At 66.8% G+C, this 18,757-nt stretch carries 20 protein-coding genes; 12 read left to right on the top strand and 8 right to left on the bottom strand.

The window, feature by feature from the left end:
- The first annotated feature begins 222 nt into the window (after window positions 1–222).
- The 6 genes from WAX14_RS04670 to WAX14_RS04695 all read left to right on the top strand — a co-directional run bounded on the left by WAX14_RS04670 (window position 223) and on the right by WAX14_RS04695 (window position 6,144).
- Window positions 223–1,587 carry an MFS transporter gene (locus tag WAX14_RS04670; RefSeq protein WP_422626922.1) on the top strand — a complete coding sequence of 455 codons (1,365 nt, stop codon included), beginning with the start codon at window positions 223–225 and terminating at the stop codon, window positions 1,585–1,587.
- Between the two features lie 15 nt (window positions 1,588–1,602).
- Window positions 1,603–2,274 (top strand): response regulator transcription factor, encoded by a 672-nt coding sequence (locus tag WAX14_RS04675; protein WP_422626923.1) that lies wholly within the window; start codon window positions 1,603–1,605, stop codon window positions 2,272–2,274.
- Between the two features lies 1 nt (window position 2,275).
- Window positions 2,276–3,697: a sensor histidine kinase gene (locus tag WAX14_RS04680; RefSeq protein ID WP_422626924.1), complete on the top strand. Its 1,422-nt coding sequence runs from the start codon at window positions 2,276–2,278 to the stop codon at window positions 3,695–3,697.
- Complete coding sequence (locus tag WAX14_RS04685; protein WP_422626925.1) at window positions 3,694–4,635, top strand: TAXI family TRAP transporter solute-binding subunit; 942 nt, start codon at window positions 3,694–3,696, stop codon at window positions 4,633–4,635. Before WAX14_RS04680 ends, WAX14_RS04685 begins: the two co-directional genes overlap by 4 nt.
- Window positions 4,636–4,804: 169 nt before the next feature.
- The gene (locus tag WAX14_RS04690; RefSeq protein WP_422626926.1) at window positions 4,805–4,999 is read left to right on the top strand and encodes a hypothetical protein; all 195 of its coding nucleotides are present in this window, start codon (window positions 4,805–4,807) and stop codon (window positions 4,997–4,999) included.
- Between the two features lie 545 nt (window positions 5,000–5,544).
- Window positions 5,545–6,144 carry a class I SAM-dependent methyltransferase gene (locus WAX14_RS04695; protein WP_422626927.1) on the top strand — a complete coding sequence of 200 codons (600 nt, stop codon included), beginning with the start codon at window positions 5,545–5,547 and terminating at the stop codon, window positions 6,142–6,144.
- A gap of 4 nt (window positions 6,145–6,148) precedes the next feature.
- On the opposite strand, the gene rffA is transcribed toward WAX14_RS04695, so the two are convergent.
- On the bottom strand, window positions 6,149–7,288 hold the full coding sequence (gene rffA, locus WAX14_RS04700) for a dTDP-4-amino-4,6-dideoxygalactose transaminase (RefSeq protein ID WP_422626928.1): 1,140 nt from the start codon (window positions 7,286–7,288) through the stop codon (window positions 6,149–6,151).
- Window positions 7,278–8,300, bottom strand: a complete 1,023-nt coding sequence (locus tag WAX14_RS04705; RefSeq protein ID WP_422626941.1) for a glycosyltransferase — start codon at window positions 8,298–8,300, stop codon at window positions 7,278–7,280. Before WAX14_RS04705 ends, rffA begins: the two co-directional genes overlap by 11 nt.
- A 259-nt stretch (window positions 8,301–8,559) precedes the next feature.
- On the opposite strand from WAX14_RS04705, the gene WAX14_RS04710 reads away from it, so the two are divergent.
- Both WAX14_RS04710 and WAX14_RS04715 read left to right on the top strand, forming a co-directional pair.
- Window positions 8,560–10,767, top strand: a complete 2,208-nt coding sequence (locus WAX14_RS04710; protein WP_422626929.1) for a hypothetical protein — start codon at window positions 8,560–8,562, stop codon at window positions 10,765–10,767.
- Window positions 10,764–11,249, top strand: a complete 486-nt coding sequence (locus WAX14_RS04715; protein ID WP_422626930.1) for a GtrA family protein — start codon at window positions 10,764–10,766, stop codon at window positions 11,247–11,249. Before WAX14_RS04710 ends, WAX14_RS04715 begins: the two co-directional genes overlap by 4 nt.
- Here the strand turns inward: WAX14_RS04715 and WAX14_RS04720 are convergent.
- The 4 genes from WAX14_RS04720 to WAX14_RS04735 all read right to left on the bottom strand — a co-directional run bounded on the left by WAX14_RS04720 (window position 11,234) and on the right by WAX14_RS04735 (window position 15,195).
- On the bottom strand, window positions 11,234–12,400 hold the full coding sequence (locus WAX14_RS04720; RefSeq protein ID WP_422626931.1) for a nucleotide sugar dehydrogenase: 1,167 nt from the start codon (window positions 12,398–12,400) through the stop codon (window positions 11,234–11,236). The two genes, WAX14_RS04715 and WAX14_RS04720, sit on opposite strands and share 16 nt — an antisense overlap.
- 193 nt (window positions 12,401–12,593) lie before the next feature.
- Window positions 12,594–14,201, bottom strand: coding sequence for an AMP-binding protein (locus tag WAX14_RS04725; protein ID WP_422626932.1), 1,608 nt, complete (start codon window positions 14,199–14,201; stop codon window positions 12,594–12,596).
- Window positions 14,202–14,363: 162 nt separating this feature from the next.
- Window positions 14,364–14,849, bottom strand: a complete 486-nt coding sequence (locus WAX14_RS04730) for an SRPBCC family protein (RefSeq protein WP_422626933.1) — start codon at window positions 14,847–14,849, stop codon at window positions 14,364–14,366.
- 4 nt (window positions 14,850–14,853) lie between these two features.
- Window positions 14,854–15,195, bottom strand: coding sequence for an ArsR/SmtB family transcription factor (locus WAX14_RS04735; RefSeq protein WP_422626934.1), 342 nt, complete (start codon window positions 15,193–15,195; stop codon window positions 14,854–14,856).
- A gap of 230 nt (window positions 15,196–15,425) precedes the next feature.
- Here WAX14_RS04735 and WAX14_RS04740 point away from each other — a divergent pair, with 230 nt between their 5' ends.
- Window positions 15,426–16,163, top strand: a complete 738-nt coding sequence (locus WAX14_RS04740; RefSeq protein ID WP_422626935.1) for an alpha/beta hydrolase — start codon at window positions 15,426–15,428, stop codon at window positions 16,161–16,163.
- 33 nt (window positions 16,164–16,196) lie between these two features.
- Here the strand turns inward: WAX14_RS04740 and WAX14_RS04745 are convergent, their stop codons facing one another.
- Window positions 16,197–16,694, bottom strand: coding sequence for a DUF1801 domain-containing protein (locus WAX14_RS04745; protein WP_422626936.1), 498 nt, complete (start codon window positions 16,692–16,694; stop codon window positions 16,197–16,199).
- Between the two features lie 42 nt (window positions 16,695–16,736).
- Window positions 16,737–17,144 (bottom strand): DUF4259 domain-containing protein, encoded by a 408-nt coding sequence (locus WAX14_RS04750; protein WP_422626937.1) that lies wholly within the window; start codon window positions 17,142–17,144, stop codon window positions 16,737–16,739.
- Window positions 17,145–17,223: 79 nt separating this feature from the next.
- Between WAX14_RS04750 and WAX14_RS04755 the strand changes: the two genes are divergently transcribed.
- From WAX14_RS04755 to WAX14_RS04765, 3 genes are all read left to right on the top strand, one after another.
- The gene (locus WAX14_RS04755; protein WP_422626938.1) at window positions 17,224–17,994 is read left to right on the top strand and encodes a thioesterase family protein; all 771 of its coding nucleotides are present in this window, start codon (window positions 17,224–17,226) and stop codon (window positions 17,992–17,994) included.
- 43 nt (window positions 17,995–18,037) lie between these two features.
- A complete protein-coding gene (locus WAX14_RS04760) occupies window positions 18,038–18,439 on the top strand; it encodes a hypothetical protein (protein ID WP_422626939.1) in 402 nt (133 codons plus the stop codon).
- Window positions 18,440–18,510: 71 nt separating this feature from the next.
- Window positions 18,511–18,757 (top strand): hypothetical protein (locus tag WAX14_RS04765; protein WP_422626940.1); only part of this gene is annotated, 247 nt, incomplete at its 3' end.

An 18,757-nucleotide genomic window follows, 5' to 3' on the forward strand; every position in this document is an offset into this window, starting at 1 on the left:
CGGGATTACGAGACCCGACCCGATCATCATGAGGCGATGGTCCACGTCGCGATGATCGCCACGATGTCACGTCGGCTTGCCCGTTCTGCTTGACCCTCGACCCGGAGTTTTCAGATGCACTCTAAGGGATTGTTAGGAAAGCTCCGCGACCCTTCCGAATCGATGTGATGTGACCCACCGTAGAGGAAGCGAAGAGATCCAGGCCATCGAGAGGAGTCCCGCGTGAGCATCACATCGACGGGTGAGCGCCGAGTCATCGGCAATGTTCTGAAAGGTTCGGTCGGCAACCTGATCGAATGGTACGACTGGTACGTCTACGCGGCGTTCAGTGTGTACTTCGCGAAGGAGTTCTTCCCGGAAGGCGACGCCACCGCCCAATTACTTTCCACCGCAGCTGTTTTCGCGGTCGGATTCCTGTTGCGGCCGATCGGCGGCTGGATCATGGGACGGTACGCCGACCGCCACGGTCGCCGATCGGCGCTCACCCTGTCGGTGACCGTGATGGCGGCGGGTTCACTCCTCATCGCCGTCACGCCGTCCTATGCGAGCATCGGGCTCGCGGCACCGGTCCTTCTGGTGATCGCCCGGATGCTGCAGGGGCTGTCGGTCGGCGGCGAGTACGCCACCAGCGCCACGTACCTGGCCGAGGTCGCGTCGCCGGGCAGGCGCGGGTTCTACTCGAGCTTCCAGTACGTCACGCTCGTCGCCGGGCAACTGATCGCACTGGGTGTGCAGATCGTCCTGCAGCTGACATTGCCCGCCGAGGCCATGCAGTCGTGGGGCTGGCGGATTCCGTTCCTGATCGGCGCCGCCGGCGCCGTCGCGGTGATGTGGCTACGTCGCACGATGGACGAATCGGAGGCGTTCACCGACGAGATGGCGGCCACGCGGGACGCGGATGCTTCGGACGGTGCGCCGAAGGTAGGGTCGCTGCGAATGCTGCTGCAGTACCCCCGCGAATGCCTGCTCGTGTGCGCCCTGACGCTCGGTGGTTGCGTGGCGTTCTACACGTACACCACGTACATGCAGAAGTACATGATCAACACGTCCGGCATCTCCAAGGACACGGTGGCGTGGATCAACTTCGCGGCCCTGCTGGTGTTCATCGTGCTGCAGCCGATCGGCGGCGCACTGTCCGACCGCATCGGTCGCCGGAAGCTGCTCATCTTCTTCGGGATCGGCGGAACCGTCCTCACCGTGCCGCTGATGACGGTGCTCGGGACCACGACCAACCCACTGATGGCCTTCGCACTGATGATGCTGGGACTGATCGTCGTTACCGGATACACGTCGGTGAACGCGATCGTGAAGACCGAACTATTCCCGACGAAGGTGCGGGCACTCGGGGTCGGGCTCCCGTACGCCCTCACGGTGGCGATCTTCGGCGGAACGGTCGAGACGGTCGCCCTCGCCCTGAAACGGGCCGGCCACGAATCGCTGTTCTTCTACTATGTGACCGGGTGTATCGCCGTCTCGCTCGTCGTCTACTTCTTCATGCGGGAGACGTCGGACGGATCGCCGCTCGACCGGACGGCCAGCCGGGAGGACATCCCCGACGACGACGAGCTGGTCGGCTCGCGGAGCTGATCGAAGGGAAGAGAAGTGCAGATCGCGGTGGTCGAGGACGACGACGGAGTCGGCGACGCACTCGTGGAAGCGCTGGCCGGCCACGGCCACGGCCACGAGGCGGTGCGCATGCGCCGCGGCTCCGATCTCCTTCTCGGCCACCGCGGGATGGACGCGGTGATCCTCGATCTCGGTCTCCCCGACACGGACGGCCTGCAGGTGCTCCGGCAGCTGCGGGCCGTCAGCGACGTTCCGGTAGTGATCCTCACCGCCCGCGACGACGAACGATCGGTGGTGCGAGGACTGCGCGGCGGGGCGGACGACTACCTCGTCAAACCGGCTCGGCTCGCGGAATTACTGGCCCGGCTCGACGTCGTGACCCAGCGTCGCCGCGCGACCGCGACCGCGACCTCGACTGCGCAGACCGTCACCGAAGGTGACGTGGTGGTCGATCTCGCGGCACGCGAGGTGCAGGTCGGCGGGACACCAGTAGCGTTGACGGCCAAGGAGTTCGAGCTTCTGAAGGTCCTCGTCACCCGCCCCGGTGCTGCCGTGAGCCGTCAGCAATTGATGGACGCCGTCTGGGGCGATGCGTACGTGGCCATCTCGCGCACACTCGACGTGCACATGACCGGGTTGCGGGCGAAGCTGGGACGGCCCGGACTCATCTCGACCATCCGCGGGTACGGCTACCGCTGGGGTACCTGACGTGCGCCGCCGGGTGCTCGCCGTCCTGCTGGTGTTCGCGGCCGTCGCAGTGGTGGCCTTCGCCGTCCCACTGGCGCTGGCCACCAGCGCGGGCAGAACCCAGGAATTGCGGCTGAGCAGGGAGGCGGACGCGACGCATTTCGCCAGCCTCGCCGGGCAGACCCAGGCTCCCGGAAGGGCCACGCTGCTGTGGGAGGAGGTGGCCCGCTACCACGAGTTGTACGGCGAGGGCGTCCTCATCGTCGACGCCAGGGGAAACGTCCGCGCCGAGGCGGGACTGTCGCCGGACGACGCCGACGTCGCCGCGGCGGTCACCGCAGGACTGCGGAACCAGAAGCAGGGGATCAGCGGTTCGCTGACACCGTGGTCGGCGGATCGGGTGCTGTCGGCCGTACCCGTCGGTACCGGAGCCCAGGTGGACGGTGCCGTGGTCCTGGATGTGTCCACCCGCGCCGCACGGGAATCCATCCGGACGTTGTGGCTGGTGATCGTCGTGGGTGCGCTCGTCGCGTTGGCAGCGGTCACCGTGGTCGCGATCGCGTTGTCCCGGTGGACCGTTCGTCCGCTCGGCGCACTCACCGCCAGAGTAGGAGCCCTCGCCGATGCCGTCCCGTCGCCGCGTCCGCGGGTGCGTCGCAGCGCCGGACGGCCGTCCGGCCGATACAGCGGTCCGCCCGAGGTCCAGGAACTCGCGAAGGCGTTCGACGCGATGTCGGGGGCCGTCCAGGCGTCCGGTCAGGCGCAGCGACAATTGATCGCCGACACCGCCCACCAGCTCCGAAATCCACTCGCGGCCCTGCACTTCCGATTGGATTCCCTCGGCCCGCACGTCGCCGAGGCCGGCACCGAAACCTACCGTCGCACGGCCATGGAGGTCGATCGGCTCGGCGGGATTCTCGACGGACTGCTGGCACTCGCCGTCGCCGAATCGCCCGCGGAATCCGCCGACGACGAGACCGCGCACGGCGGATGCGACGTCGACGCCGTCCTCGCAGACCGCGTCGACGCCTGGACGGAGGCACTCGCGGAATCGGGGATGAACCTCCTGTTCCCGCAACCGGCCGAACCGCTGGTCGCCGACTTCCGGTCCAGTCACCTGTCCCAGATCCTGGACGTCCTGCTCAGCAACGCGCACGCGTACGCCGGCCGCGGGTCGACGGTCCGGATCGACACCGGAAGGTCCGGCTCCGGAATCGAGATCCGGGTGAGCGACGACGGGATCGGGGTGAGCGACGACGAGATCGGCAAACTCTCGTCGCGGTTCTTCCGCGGATCCGGTGCGGCGCAGCAGGGCACCGGACTCGGACTGTCCATCGCAACCGCACTGGTCGAGGGCGGCGGTGGAACGCTGACGGTCGCCGCGGCGCGGCCACACGGGCTACAGGTCGCCCTGATGCTACCGGAACCGGGGGTACCGGCGTGATTACGCGACGAACCCTGCTGCGCGGTGTACTCGCGGCGGGCGCGACCGCCGTCACCGGGGTGGGTCTCGCCGGGTGCTCGGACAGCGGCGGTGATCCGCTACGACTCGGCGCGGGTGAGGAGGGCGGATTCTTCTGGGAGTTCGCCCAGTTGACGGCTGCAGCCGCGGATCGTGGCGCACTGCCGGTGCGGATCGTCCCTGTCCGGACCGCGGGGTCGGTGGAGAATCTGGCGGCGCTCGCGTCCGGGGCCGTGAAACTGGCACTGAGCCTCGCCGACGCCGCCGTGGCGGCCATGGAAACCGGCGCCGCACTCACCGCGATCGGCAAGGTGTACGAGAACTACATGCAACTCGCGGTACGCGCCGATTCCGGGATCACCGAGACCGCGCAGCTGGGAGGAACGCGAATCAGTTTGGGCGCCAAAGGCTCCGGCGCGGAACTGACGGGCGAACGAATCCTCGAGGTGCTGGGGCTGGGCAGCCAGGGGGACGTGACGCGTCTGTACCTGTCGATGACGGACGCGGGGCAGGCGCTGCGGAACGGCACCGTCGACGCAGTACTGTGGGCAGGCGGAGTGCCCACGCCGTCGTTTGCGAATCTCGGGATTCCGCTGCGGCTGCTCGACCTGTCCGCCGAACTGGAACTGCTGCGGGTGCGGTTCGGCCCACGCTACGAGACGGTGCTGATTCCGCCCGGCACGTACGGGCAGCAGACGTCGGTCGCGACGATCGGTCTCGCGAACCTGCTTCTCGCCGATCCGTCCGTGTCCGACGACGCGGCGGGCGCGATCGTCGAGGTGCTCATCGACCACGCGGCGGAACTGGTACCCGATCAGGCGACCGGCAGCCAGTTCCTGGACCGGCAGTCGTTGATCGTCACCGCCGGCGTGCCGCTGCATCCCGGAGCGGCCGCGGCGTACCGCAGGCGCCACGGCTGACCGGTCCGCTGGGTGCGTCGGCGCTCCGCAGCCCCCGCTGCGCGCACTGTTCGGTCGCGCAACCCTGGCGGCCACCCTGTTCTTCGCGGCTGCGGCGTTCACCAACCTGCTCACCTGGTACGGCCTGAACACCTGGCTGACCACGGCCATCCGGGATCCGAACTACCCGTTGGAATCTGCACTGCAGTTCTCACCGACCCTGACCATCGGCGCGATCGTCGTCTCCTTCGCCTTTGCCATCACCGGCGACCGCTTCGGTACGCGCCGCACCGCGCTGCCGGCAAGCCTGCTGGCCGCCGGCGCCATCGCGGCAACAGCGGCGGGGCCGGCCACAATGATCGCGCCAACTTCCTCGGTGGCATAGTCCGTTTCGATTGTCGGTGCCCTCGTCGAGGACAACCGCGATTCGTGGGTGGGCGACGTTCTGACATGGTGGAAACTGCCCCTGCTCGCGCTCTCGCTGACCGGGGCCGAAATGCTGCGCTGGAAGTTTCGTTCCGGCCGCTGGCTCACGACTCTGGGCAGCACGGCGTGTTGCTGGCCGCTGGCACTTACCGGCACCTCCTGTTCGTCACGCCCTACGCACTCATGATCGGCGCGAGTGCGTATGTTCTGCTGCGGCTTTGGAAGATTCGCTGATAATTCCTGCGGCCCTGCTCGATGCGCGGCCAATGCTCTGCCTGCCGAATCGAACGGTGAGTCGACATCCGGGGTGGTCGCGGCAACAGCGGACCCGCGTGGTTCTCACGGTGCTGGTCGGCGGCGCGTTGACCGGTTCACCAGCGGCACGACACCGGCGACGAGTACTGCCAGGAAATGCCCTGCCGCGGTGTGAACACCGGGACCAGACACACCGCCGAATCCGCGGCCACCAGCCACCACCCGACGATCTCGTACTACGCTACCGGCGTGACCGCCAGCCTCGTCTACCGAAACCCCGCCATCTACGGTGCCGTCATGCGCGTGCTGTACGGACGGCACTACGCGGCCCGGTTCGATGCCGTCGCGGCGGAGATTCCCGCCGGTTCCGAGGTGCTGGACGTGTGTTGCGGCCCGGCCACCCTCTACACCCGATATCTGCGTGCCCGCGATGTCCGCTATCTCGGGCTCGATGTGAACGAGCGGTTCGTCGCGGACGTCGTCGACGCCGGTGGGTGCGGACAGGTGTGGGATCTGCACTCCGAAACACCTTTGCCCGCAGCAGATGTCGTGGTGATGCAGGCAAGTCTGTATCACTTTCTGCCGGATGCAGGTCCGGTCGTCGATCGGATGCTGGCCGCGGCACGCCGGACCGTGATCATCGCCGAACCCATCCGCAATCTCACCACCAGCAACAACCGGGTGCTCGCTGCACTCGGCAAGCGCTACACCGATGCGGGGGACGGCGCTCAGACGCGTCGGTTCACCGAGTCGAGCCTCGACGCGTTGTTCGACACCTACCGCGACCGGGTGGTCGCGGAACGCCCGATCGCCGGTGGCCGGGAGAAGATGTTCGTCCTTGCTGGTTGACGTTTCAGATCGTGAACGAGGTGACCGCGTCGATCACCCGGTCGACCTGGGCGTCGGTCAGGTCCGGCCACAGCGGTAACCGCAGCAAGGTTCGGGAGAACTCGTCGGTGTGCGAACACGGCACCGGTGTGCGGCCAAGTTTGATGCCGGCGGGGCTCGAATGCAACGGCACGTAGTGGAACGGTGCCGCGATTCCACGATCGGCGAGGTACCGGATCAGGTTGTCGCGGTGCTCTTCTCGCGGGGTGCGCAGGTAGTAGAGATGGGCGGTGTGTTCGCGGTCGCCGGGCACCGACATCAACTGCACGTCCTGTCGCCGCGCCCACTCGGGCAACGCGGCCGCGTACGCGTTCCACACGCGGTGGCGGCCGGCCTGGACGAGGTCGAACTCGTCGAGTTGCGCATCGAGAACCGCGGCGTTCAATTCGCTGGGGAGATAGCTCGATCCGAGGTCCTGCCAACAGTATTTGTCGACGGCACCGCGAAGGAACCGGGCTCGGTCGGTGCCCTTTTCGCGGATGATCTCGGCTCGATCCATCAGGATGTCGTCGCGCAGCAGCAGCGCACCGCCTTCACCGCAGTGGATGTTCTTGGTGTCGTGGAAACTGACGGCGCCGAAGGTGCCGAGGGTGCCGAGCGGGCGCCCGCGCCACCGGCCACCGAGTCCGTGCGCGTTGTCCTCGATCACCGCAACACAGTGCTCGGCAGCGAGATCGAGCAATCCGGGCATATCGGCGGCGACACCGCCGTAGTGGATCACCACGACGGCGCGGGTGCGCGGGGTGAGCACCGCGGCGACGGCGGCCGGATCGAGGTTGCCGGTGCCCGGATCGATGTCGGCGAACACGCACGTGGCGCCACGCACCGCCATCGAGGTGGCCGTCGAGGTGAAGGCGAAGCTGGGCACCACAACCTCGTCGCCCGGCCCCAGGTCGAGCAGCATCCCCGCCATCTCCAGCGCCGCGGTGCACGACGTCGTGAGCAGGACATGCGGCGCTTCGGTGATCGCCTCGAGTTTGGCGGTCGCCGAGGAGGTGAACGGTCCGTCGCCGTGACTGTGACCGGAGGCGAGCACTGCCTCGAGGTTCGGCAATTCGGCTCGCGCACGGTGCGATCGGTTGAACACGATGCGGTCAGCGCTCATCGTCGCGGCCTCCCATACTGCCGATGGTGGTATCCGGCACGGACGGATACTCGTCGGTCCGTGGCAGCGGCGATCGTACGCTGAGGTAGAGCGGTTTGCCGACGAGAACATGCAGGGCGACGCCGAGATACTCGGCGATCAGACCGAGCGAGAACAGGATCGCACCGGAGCACAGCAACATCACCACCATCAGCGACGCCCACCCCTCCGGCGCCCAATAGTCGGTGGTGAGCGCCTGATAGGCGACCACGCCCGCCATCACGGCTCCGGCAGCGGCCAAGGTGATGCCGAGCAAACTCACCAATCGCAGGCCCCGAGTTCCGGTGCACAAGACCATTTTCCAGAACAGAGAGAACAACCGTCGATAGTTGTAGCCGGATTCGTCGCGGCCCTCTCTGCGCAACGTGACGGGGACCTGCATAACGGTACCGACCACCCACGACAGTGCGACGTCCAGATACGCGCCGTTCGACGCGACCGTGGCGAGTTGACGGCCCACGTCACCACGGATGAAACGGAAACTCTCGAACCGAGTCGAGGCGGGGAACGCGAACAGCGACGCCAGCACCAATTTGGCGCCACGCGAGGTCGCATTCCGCAGAAACCCGTGGGGACGTGTGTTCTCCGGCTTCGAATACACCAGTTCGGCGCGGTGCGCCAGAGCGGAATCCAGGAAGGCGCCGATGAACACGGGATCGTGTTGGCCGTCCTCGTCCATCGTCACAATCCAGTCGCCGACCGCCGCCGCCATCCCGGCGATCGTGGCGGCGTCCTGGCCGTAGTTGCGACTGAGCCACACCACCCGGACTCGTGGACAGGTCTGCTCCAGTCGCTGCAGGACGGTGTCGGAGCGGTCCGGGCCGTGATCGTGGACCAGCACCACCTCGTCGACGACGAACGTGGCCCCGTCGGGTGATCGCTGCGGCGCGGCCAGCCGGTCGAGTTCGGCGACCAGCCCCCCGATCGTCTGCTCACCCCGGTAGACAGGGACGACCACCGACACGGTGTGCAGGTGGTTCGGCGGATTCTTCCGCTGCTCGACCCCGGATGCGGGGCCTCCGGCAGTGTGGATTTTCGGCGAGCTGCATTCGGGAATCGGCATCAGCTGTATGCACTTTCGGCTGCGATGGAGCGAGCCGACAGTCCTTGGCCAGGGTGCGGCGCGAGCGCGAACGGTCGTACATTAACACGCGGCACAGCGGGGTTTCGGATGTTGTGCGCGGCGTTTCACTCGGCTGTTTCCGTCGGTCACACGGTAGTGTCCGGGACTCGTGGCCGAACGCGCAGTACTGGATTCCCGACGGGACGTCGTGAGATGGGGGTTCGCGACTGCCGCCGGGGTCGTCGTGGGCTATCTCACGGTGATAGCGGCGAATGCGCGCCACTATTTCACCGACGACACCGAGTCCCAGTACACCGCCCTGTGGGTCGGGCTCGGCCGCTCGTTGCGCGAGGGCGTCTTCCCGGTGATGGTTCCCGAGCAGTGGATGGCCGGGAACAACACGATGGACGACGCCGGCCTGTTCAATCCGCCGCAATTGCTGATCGACCTCATCGCTCCGTCGGTAGACAACGTCGCGCTGTACGCGACGGTGGTCAAGCTGATCTTCTCCATCATCACGGCCCTCGGCGTGTACCGGATCTGCCTCGCCTACGGTGCCCGGCCGGCGTGGTCGGCGGTCGCCGGCGTCGCGTTCCCATTGTCGGGCTGGTTCCTGTTCTTCGACCAGGCCAGCTGGATGACGGCGCTGACCGGCACCGCATGGATCGTGCACGCCTGGGCGTCGGCGGTGCGCTACACGCGCGGCCGGAGTGGACCCGTTCCGGTGTTCGCCTTCCTGTACCTGACGATCACCACCCAGTACATCTTTCCGGCCATCGAAGCGATCTTGATGCTGGCCGCCGTCGCGATCGGCGAGTTGCTGTACCGGCGACGGTGGTGGCCGATCGCGCGGCTGGCCGCGGTATCCGCGTGCGCGGGCCTGGCCGGGCTGATCGCGTTCCTGCCGAGCATGCTGTCCGCGGACGTCACCTGGCGTGGCTCCTGGGACGTGATCAACGATCAATTCCTCACCGTCCCCTGGTCGGAATCGTTGAATGCCAGCCTGCCCAGCGCGCTGCCCGCCTTCACCTCGTGGTCGGGTTATGTCCAGCCGTTCCCCGTCACCTACATCGCCTGGTTCCTGGTTCCGGCATTGGCGTTCGTCGATTGGCGGCGGGCGGCGACCGCGTGGCGGGAATTGTCGTCGGTGGCGTTGTTCTCGCTGGTGATGCTCATGTGGGCGGCCGGACCCGGCACCATCGGCCCGTTGCGCTGGCCGGCGCGGGTGCTCCCGATGCTGGCGCTCGGCCTTCTCGTGCTGGTCTGTGTGCTGATCGGCCGCTTCGGCACCGTGCAGAACCTGCGCGGGCGCTGCGCCGCGGGTGGTGCGCTGATCGCCGTGTTGTTGGCGCGATCACTGTCCGCCGACCCGGCCGACGCAATGTGGCATGTCGTTTCGGCGCTCGGTGTCGCCGCGCTCGGCGCGGCCGTGATCTGGTGCAGTCGCACCCGCGGCGTCGCGTTCGGGGCAGCATTGACGATCGCGGCGATGTTCCCGATCGCATTTCTGCAAGTCCATGCGGCGCAACCGACGCCGATGTCGTGGAACCTCCCCGCGCACCGCTCCGATGCGCAGCGCGCCTTCCCCGCATTCCCCGGGACCACCCTGCAACTCGGCGACCGGGCACTGCTCGGACCGGAGGACAAGAGCGTCGACGGCGCGTACGGCTCGCTGGTGTTCGGCAACTATGCCCGCGCGGTCGAACTGGACTACGTGAACGGCTACACACCCACCGGCCACTACTGGTTCGGTGACCTGCTGTGCATGCGGTGGGACGGCAGCGTCTGCCCCGATGCCTATCGCCGCGTCTTCGCACCCGAACCGGACACCGGCCGCGCCGTCATCGACCTGATGAACATCGACCGGGTGGTACTGCAGCGGGCCATGTATCCGGACCTGCGCGACGAACCCGCCCCCGACGGCTGGACCTGGGTGGACTATCCCGGCAACGATCGGTACATCCGGGTGCTCGAGCGCACCGACGGACCGGCGTCGACCCGGAACGGGCGGATCTCCGACACCGACGGGGTCGACGCGGTGTCGATCTCGGAGACCGACACCACCAGTCGGGTGCGTGTGAGCTCGTCCGACGGCGGGCGGATCGTCTTCGCGCGGCTCGGCTGGCCCGGCTACCGCGCCACCCTGGACGGCGAACCGATCCCCATCTCGACCGTCGCGAAGTCGTTCGTCACCGTCGATGTGCCTGCAGGCACCCGGGACGCCGAACTGGTCCTCACGTGGCGTCCGCCGGGCTGGAAGATCGGCATCGCATCCGCCGTGATGGGGCTCGCCGGACTTGCCGCCCTGCACTGGCTGTGGATACGCACACGGCGCGGGGCGTGGATACGCGCACGACGCGGGGGCGGCGCGCCATGACCGACACCGATCCCCCTGATGCGGCACCGGGCCCGTTACTTCGGATGGTGCGCAGGCAGGAAGTCGGTTTCGCACTCGTCGGCGGATTCAACACGGCGTTCGGGATTGCGCTGACCGTATTCTGGCTTGCCGTCCTCGACGACCGCTGGCCACCGGCGGTCGCGGTTCTCCTCGCCTACACGATCGGCATCTTCACCGCGTTCGTGTTGCAACGCACCCTGGTGTTCCGGGTCCGCGGCCGGCTCGTCCGCGACTTCGCCGGTTTCATCGTGGTCAATTCCGGTGGCCTGCTGTTGAACACGATGCTGCTCACCGTCGCCGTGCAGGTCGTGCACCTGCCGCGCACCGCATCCGCCGTCGTGATCATGGCGATCGTGGCGGTCGTCAGCTTTTTCGGGCACCGGTACATCTCGTTTCGCCGGCCGTCCGGTCTCCAGCGGGTCGATCGGGTTCCGGTCGTCGACGATCAGTCCCGGCCGTAGATGTCCCGGGTGTAGACCTTGCCTGCCACATCGTCCAGGGCGTCGGCGTGCCGGTTGGCGACGATCACGTCGGCGCGGCTCTTGAATTCGTCGAGGTCGCGGACGACCTCGGAGTTGAAGAAGGCGCTGTCCTCGAGTTCCGGCTCGTAGATGATGACCGGGACACCGCGCGCCTTGATGCGTTTCATCACCCCTTGGATGGACGACATCCGGAAGTTGTCGGATCCGGCTTTCATGGTGAGCCGGTAGATCCCGACCACCCGCGGTCGCCGATAGAGGATGTCGGCGGCGACGAAGTCTTTGCGTGTGGTGTTGGCGTCCACGATCGCGCTGATCAGATTCTGCGGCACGTGCCGATAGTTGGCTTGCAGTTGCTTGGTGTCCTTGGGCAGGCAGTATCCGCCGTATCCGAAGGACGGGTTGTTGTAGTGCGTTCCGATCCGCGGGTCGAGACCGACGCCCTCGATGATCTGGGACGCCGACAGGTTGTGCATCGCCGCGTACGTGTCCAATTCGTTGAAGAAGGCAACCCGCAGCGCCAGATAGGTATTGGCGAACAGTTTGATCGCTTCGGCTTCGGTCGAGCCGGTGAAGAGGACCGGAACATCGTCGTCGAGTACGCCCTGCTGCAGCAGCTTGGCGAAGTGGTGCCCGGCTTCGGTGTCCGAGCCCACGACGATCCGCGACGGATGAAGACTGTCGTACAGGGCACGTCCCTCGCGGAGAAACTCGGGGCTGAAGAGGATCGACGCGCCGAGGTGACGCTCACGTAGTTTTGCCGTGTATCCCACCGGCACCGTCGACTTGACGACCACGGTCGCGGCCGGATTGTGGGTCAGCGCATCGGCGGTGACGGAATCCACCGACGAGGTGTCGAAGTAGGCGGTGACCGGGTCGTAGTCGGTGGGTGTCGCGATCACGACGAACGACGCGTCCCGGAACGCGGCAGCCTTGTCGAGCGTCGCGGTCACACTCAATCGGCGGGTACCGAGGTAGTCGGCGAGCTCGTCGTCGACGATGGGTGAGATCCCCCGGTTGATCTTGTCGACCCGGCTCGCATCGACGTCCAGTACCCACACGTCGTGATGTTGCGCCAGTAGGACGGCGTTCGCCAGTCCGACGTAGCCGGCCCCGACCACGGTGATCTTCACGCCGCCATCGTAGGGGCCGGCGAGCGGTGTGTGCGACCGCTGTCGCCTGCCGGAAGAGAATTCACCTTGTCTTCTGGAACTCTTGTCCTGCTTGATAATTCGAAGTGAATATCAGGCCGCCGTCGAGTGTCGCCGGCGGCCTGAATGTCACTTCTCGGTACGGCGAATTCCGATTCCGTTCATCTGCCCGCTCCTACTGTGCGGCCTGCGCGGTGGCCCACCGGTAGTCCGCCTTGCCTGCGGGAGTGCGCTTCACCTCGTCGACGACGACGATCGACCGTGGGATCTTGTATCCGGCGAGCGACGCGCGGCAGTGCTCCTGAACAGCTTCGAGCGTCAACTCGTCCGCATCCGGATAGAAGGCGATGACGGCCGCGACGGCTTGCCCCATGCGCTCGTCCGGCGCGGCGACGACGAGGGCGTCGGCGACAGCGGGGTGTGCGTGGAGGACGGCCTCGACTTCTTCGGCGAAGACCTTCTCGCCACCGGTGTTGATGCACTGCGAGCCGCGCCCGAGGAAGACGATGGTGCCGTCGGCCTCCACCCGTCCCATGTCTCCGAGGACCGACAGCCGGGTGCCGTCGGAGCGGGTCGGGAACGTCCGGGCGGTCTTCTCCTCGTCCTTGTAATAGCCGAGCGGAACGTTGCCGATTCGGGCGATGTAGCCGACGTCCTCGGACCCGGCCGGAATCTCCTCGAGCTGCTCGTCGACGAGAATCATGTTGGGCGACGGCGGCATCCGCAGGCTGCCGGCTTCGTCGACGGTGAACGCACCGTCGTTGCCGGATTCCGATGCGCCGAAGTTGTCGCGCAACAACAGATCCGGCTTCACCGCGAGCATCCGGTCGCGCACACTCGTCGACCAGATGGCACCGCCCGAGGTGATCGAGAACAGCGAACTGTAGTCGACCTCACCCTTCCTGCGTTCCATCTCGTCGACCAGTGGCAGCCCCATGCCGTCCCCGACGATGAGGATCACCTGCACCTTGTCCGTCTCGATGGCCTCGACGACCTTCTTCGGGTCGAAGTCGCGCCGCAGCACGACCCGGGCACCGAGCGTGAAGAAGGTGAACAGTGAGTACAGGGCCGCACCGTGCATGAGCGGTGCGGCGATGAGGAACGCCAGTTCCGGGAACTCCTTCGCCGCCGCCGCGACCTCGGCCAGATCCTTCCGCGCCTCGGTGCCGTACGGGTTTCCCCCGGACAGCGGCTTACGGAAGAAGTCGTCGTGCCGCCACATCACACCCTTCGGGTATCCCGTCGTGCCACCCGTGTAGAGCAGGTACAGGTCGTCACCGGAACGCGCCGGGAACTCCGCGTCGGCGGGCAGGTCGTGTGCGTCGGCGAACGAGAACACCGCGACGGATCGGTGTGCGGCAGCGTCCCGCAGTTCGGCCGTCACCTCACCGACGACGACCGATCGGATCAGCGGACACTTGTCGAGCAGCCCGGCGAGCACCCGCTGATGGTCGGGGAGTTCGACGACCACGGCCACCGAATCGGAGTTGGTGAAGATGTATTCGAGTTCGGTGGGTGTGTACCGGTAGTTGACGTTGATCGGCACGGCGCGGATCTTGATGAGGCCGAGGATGCTCGTGACGTGTTCGACGCTGTTCTTGAGGAACAGCGACACATGGTCGCCTTCCGACACACCTGCCTGCGCGAGCATGTGCGCCGCCCGGTTGGCTTCGCCGTCGAGTTGTGCGTAGGTGAGATTCCGGTCTTCGTAGGTGAGCGCGATCCGGTCCGGCACCGAGGTGGCGACCGTCTCGAACACATCCGCGAGGTTGAACTGCGTCATGAAATCCCTCCTACAGCCGTCCGAGTCCGTTTCGTCGGACTCCCGACACCGAATCTAGAACACGTTGCACAATTGCGGGAGGGGTTCCGGCGAGGATGTTCTGTGTGGATCTGCATCCGCCATGCGAACACAAATCCACACAGAACGCGACGTTTCGGGTTGTCAGGACCCGACCAGTTCGTCGATCTGCCCGATCGCCGCCGAGGCGCCTTCGACGAGCCCCATGTCGAGCACCTGTGCGAGCGCCTCGGCGGAAGCGAAGGTACTCACGTAGGTCGCGCGGGTGCCGCCGCCGTGTTCGGCGAAGGTGTAGACGCTCGTCGAGACCGGCAGGTCCGGATTCGGGTTGAAGTCCTCGTCCGCGAAGCCGTCGTCGAATGTGAAGCTCGTCGGTTCCTCGACGGTCTTGACCTGCCAGTATCCGGCGTATTTCTCACCTTCCGGACCGGTCATGAAATAGGTGACGCGGCCGCCGGGCGTGAGGTCGTGATCGACCACCGTCGCCGGGCAGGTCGGCGGGCCCCACACCTTCTCGAGTTGCCGCGGATCGGCGTAGATCTGCCAGATCCGCGCTACCGGTGCGGCGAAGTCGGCGGTGATGGTGAGGGTTCGGTTGTCGAGATCGTGCTGAACTTCGGTGACAGGCATGTCGTCAGCTCCCGTTGATCGTGTCGGTTGATATGAGTTCGTCGATGCGCGCGATGCGTCCGCGCCACACGTGTTCGAGTTCGGTGAGCATGGACGCCACCGATCGCACCGCTGTCACGTCGCCGCTGGCCAACTGCTCCCGCCCGCTGCGGCGTTTCGTCAACAGTCCCGCCTTCTCCAGAACCGCGACGTGCTTCTGAACAGCAGCGAAACTCATGTCGTAGTTCGCTGCGAGCGCGGACACCGAATGCTCGCCGGCCAAAACCCTGCGCATGATGTCGCGTCTGGTCCGGTCGGACAACGCGTGGAACAGGGCATCTGCCCGATCCTCGTCGTCTCCGCTCACAGGAACTAATATACAACCGAATGGTTGTACGTTGTCAAGGGCGGATCACGCTCGGGACAAAACCTGTTGTCCGATCAGCGCCCCCCTGCTACTTTCCGAAGGCCGTGCGAGACAACGAGGAGGTGGTACCCGTGAACGCAGTATCGATATGGGTGCTCCCCTCCGAGATCACGGTCGGACGATAGGTCGTCCGGGAGCGCCGCTCGAGCGCACTCCCGAAAGGCACGACCATGCACTTCATTTCACAACGATTGCTCGAGGACGACAGCGTCCTGGAACGCGAGTTCACCCTCGGCGAGGTACCCGGCATCCTGTGGACTCCCGCGTCCGCATCCGCGCCGGTCCCGCTGATCCTGCTCGGCCACCCGCCGGTGGGCCTGCACGCGATGTACCCGCGACTACTGTCCCGGGCCCGTGCTGCCGTGGCGGAGGGATACGCCGCCGCCACGATCCAGAACCCCGGAAGTGGGGAACGGCCTCGATCGGCCGCCGTAGACCAGGCCAGAACCGACCTGCACCGGGCGTTGGCGACCGGTGAACCGGTCAGCGACGACCTCGTCGACCGACTCGTCCTTCCCATGGTCGACAGGGCGGTCCCGGAGGTGCAACGCGCCCTGGACGCTCTACTCGCGCTGCCGCAGATCGGCGGACCGGTGGGGTACTCGGGAGGGGTGATCGCCACCGGCGTGCGGCTGGCGACGGTCGAGCCACGCATCGCGGCCGCCGTTCTGTTCGCGGGGAGTTTCGTGCCCCGCACCACCGTCGAGGAAGCACGGCAAGTCACCGTTCCGCTACACGTCCTGCTGCAGTGGGACGACGAAGGAAACGACCGGCAATCGGCGTTGGACCTGTTCGACGCGTTCGGATCCACGGAGAAATCACTGCACGCCAACATGGGCGGGCACGCCGGTGTCCCACAGCACGCGGCCGACGAGGCGAACCGGTTCTTCGCCCGGCACTTGACGTGAGCGCCGGTCCCGGCGCGCGGCAGGAGTTGCCGATCAGCGTCTCTTGCCGCCGACGCCGGGCACGGCGGTGATTTGCCTCATCCACGCCGCCACCTGATCTTCGTCGAGGTCGTCCACTGAGCCCAGTTCGACGCCCCGCGTGGCCTTTCCCATTCCCACCGGGGTCACTGGCGGTACCGGGTCGAGCAGCACCGCACCGTTGACGAACATGAGCTTCACGTGGCCGGCAAAGCCCCCACAACTGAAACACCACCCGTCACCGACACCGTAGTAGGACATTCCCCATTTCACGGATCGTTGAAGGTCGGGCAGTGTCCTGGCAGCCAACGCGTCTACTGCCTCGGCGATGCCGCGTTGCGGTTGTGGAAGGCTCGCGATGTACGCCCGGACCGGCCGATCGCCGACAGCGGCCTTCGCCGGACTCGCTTTGCCGCGCATCTCCTCGGGCAAACTCGGAGCGCTGTCTGCGTCTGCCGTGTCGTGCCCACCCGGTTTCCGTGCCTTGTTACCGTCGAGATCGTTGTCGTTCATGTCCACACCGTCCTGTAGGTGCTGCGGGAGTCTGTCACGGCACTACGTCTGCCGCACCCCGCGCAGGCTGTCCAGACGGACCTGGATCGGCGCCCGCCACGTCTCGAGATCCTCGGGTCCGTTCTCGGCCCACAACTCGTACAGTTCGGACGACTCCCCGCCGACGATCGTGCGCTCGAGCGTGGTGAGAATCCACGCGCGCTGCTGCGCGGTCAACGAACCCACGAACCCGGCGACGTCCACGCCGTCGAGTTCCGGGGTCGACACCAACCCGAGGTCTGCCGCGAGCACCTCCGCGAGGGCGAGCGCGGCCTGCGCGTCGTCGGCCTCGAGGTATTCGTCGTCGGCACGACCGGCATAGCTGTCGATGTCGAACGACCCCGCGCGCAACTCTGCGATCAGGTCGCCCGCGCCGTCGTTCTCGAACGGACCGTATCCCCACGTCCCCATATGCTCCACTCCTTTGTCGATGCGGGTGACCGTACGGGCGCACTCCGACACACTGGAGCACACGCAGGAGGAGTGGCCGATGAGCTATTTCGAACGAACCGGACCGACCACCTACCGGGCGACGCACCATGTGGGCGGCGCGTGGAATCAGGACGAACAGCACATCGCGCCCGCGCTCGGCCTGATGGTGCACGCCGTCGAACTCGATCGTGATGCCCGGCGCGACGACGGTCTCGCCCTCGGGCGTCTCTCCTACGACATTCTCGGCACCATCCCCGTCGACGACGTCGAGGTGCGGGTCACGGTGGTGCGGCCCGGCCGCACCATCGAACTCGTCGAGGCGGTGCTCGCCCACGACGGTCGGGCGGCGGTGCGGTTGCGGGCCTGGCTGATGCGGACCACACCCACCGGCGACCTGGAAGGCACCTCGCTTCCGCACATCGACCGCCCCGAAGACATGGACGAGTGGGATCCGACAACCCTGTGGCCGGGTGGATTCATCGCATCCACGCAGGTCCGCCGCGCCGATCGCGGGCCGGGACGCGCGTCGTTCTGGGTGCGTACCCCGCTCCCCCTGGTCGCCGGCGAGAATGTCAGCGCCGTCGCCGCCGCCGCGGGCCTGATCGACATCGCCAACGGCATGGCGGTCCGCGCGCATCCCGAGGACATCGCGTTCCCGAACATCGACCTGACCGCGCACTTCTTCGCCGAACCACGCGGCGAATGGCTCGGTTTCGACACGGCGGTGTCGTTCGGGGCGAACGGTCTCGGCGTGACCAGCAGCATCATCCACGACGTGCACGGACCGATCGGCACCGCGGCGCAGGTGCTCACCATCCGACCGTCCTGACCTGCCCGGACCCGCTTCCACCACTCGGGGTACCGTCCGGGCCATGCCCACGATCGTCGTGACCCTGCACAACAACACACCGCCGGACATGCCGGAGCACATCCGCCGCCACGTACCCCACTACTGCGCGCTCGAAGCGGCAACGCATGTGTGGAACCGGGTACTCGTCGACGCGTTCGACGGCGACCTCGACCCGGTCACGGACATCGCGCTGGTCAATGTGAACAGCAACTTCGCCGGCGAACTGTTCACCGAGGAAGCCGAGATCGACGTGGCGGTGACGAAGGTCGGCACCACCTCGGTGACACTGCGGGTCGAGATCGAGCAGGGTGGCACGCGCGCGGCGGATCTGTCGGTGACGCTCGTGCAGGTCGCGGACGGTCGCACCGCAGCGCGCCCGTGGTCACCCCGGCAGATCGCGTGGCTCGACGCACTGCGCGATTAGTTCGGGATCTCTGCTCGTGCCGCCGCGGCGGCGTCCGCGCAGCCACAATGGAGGCGGACGTGGAGGTGTCGATGACCGACAGCACGCACGAAACCCGAATCCACCGCGACGGGCTCGCCGACGAGACCGTCGCCCTGGTGCGACGGTGGATCGCCGAGGCCGCGACCGTCCCACCGGACCGCGGCGCCGCACAACTCGCCGCGGTCCTGCACGACCCGCGCGGCCTCGCGTTCACGGTCGCGTTCATCGACAGGGTGATCCGCCCGGAGGACTCGAACACCGCCGCGCGTGCACTCGCCGACCTGGCCCGCGATGTTC

The sequence above is a fragment of the Rhodococcus sp. (in: high G+C Gram-positive bacteria) genome (genome assembly GCF_049299235.1).
Lineage (GTDB): Bacteria > Actinomycetota > Actinomycetes > Mycobacteriales > Mycobacteriaceae > Rhodococcus.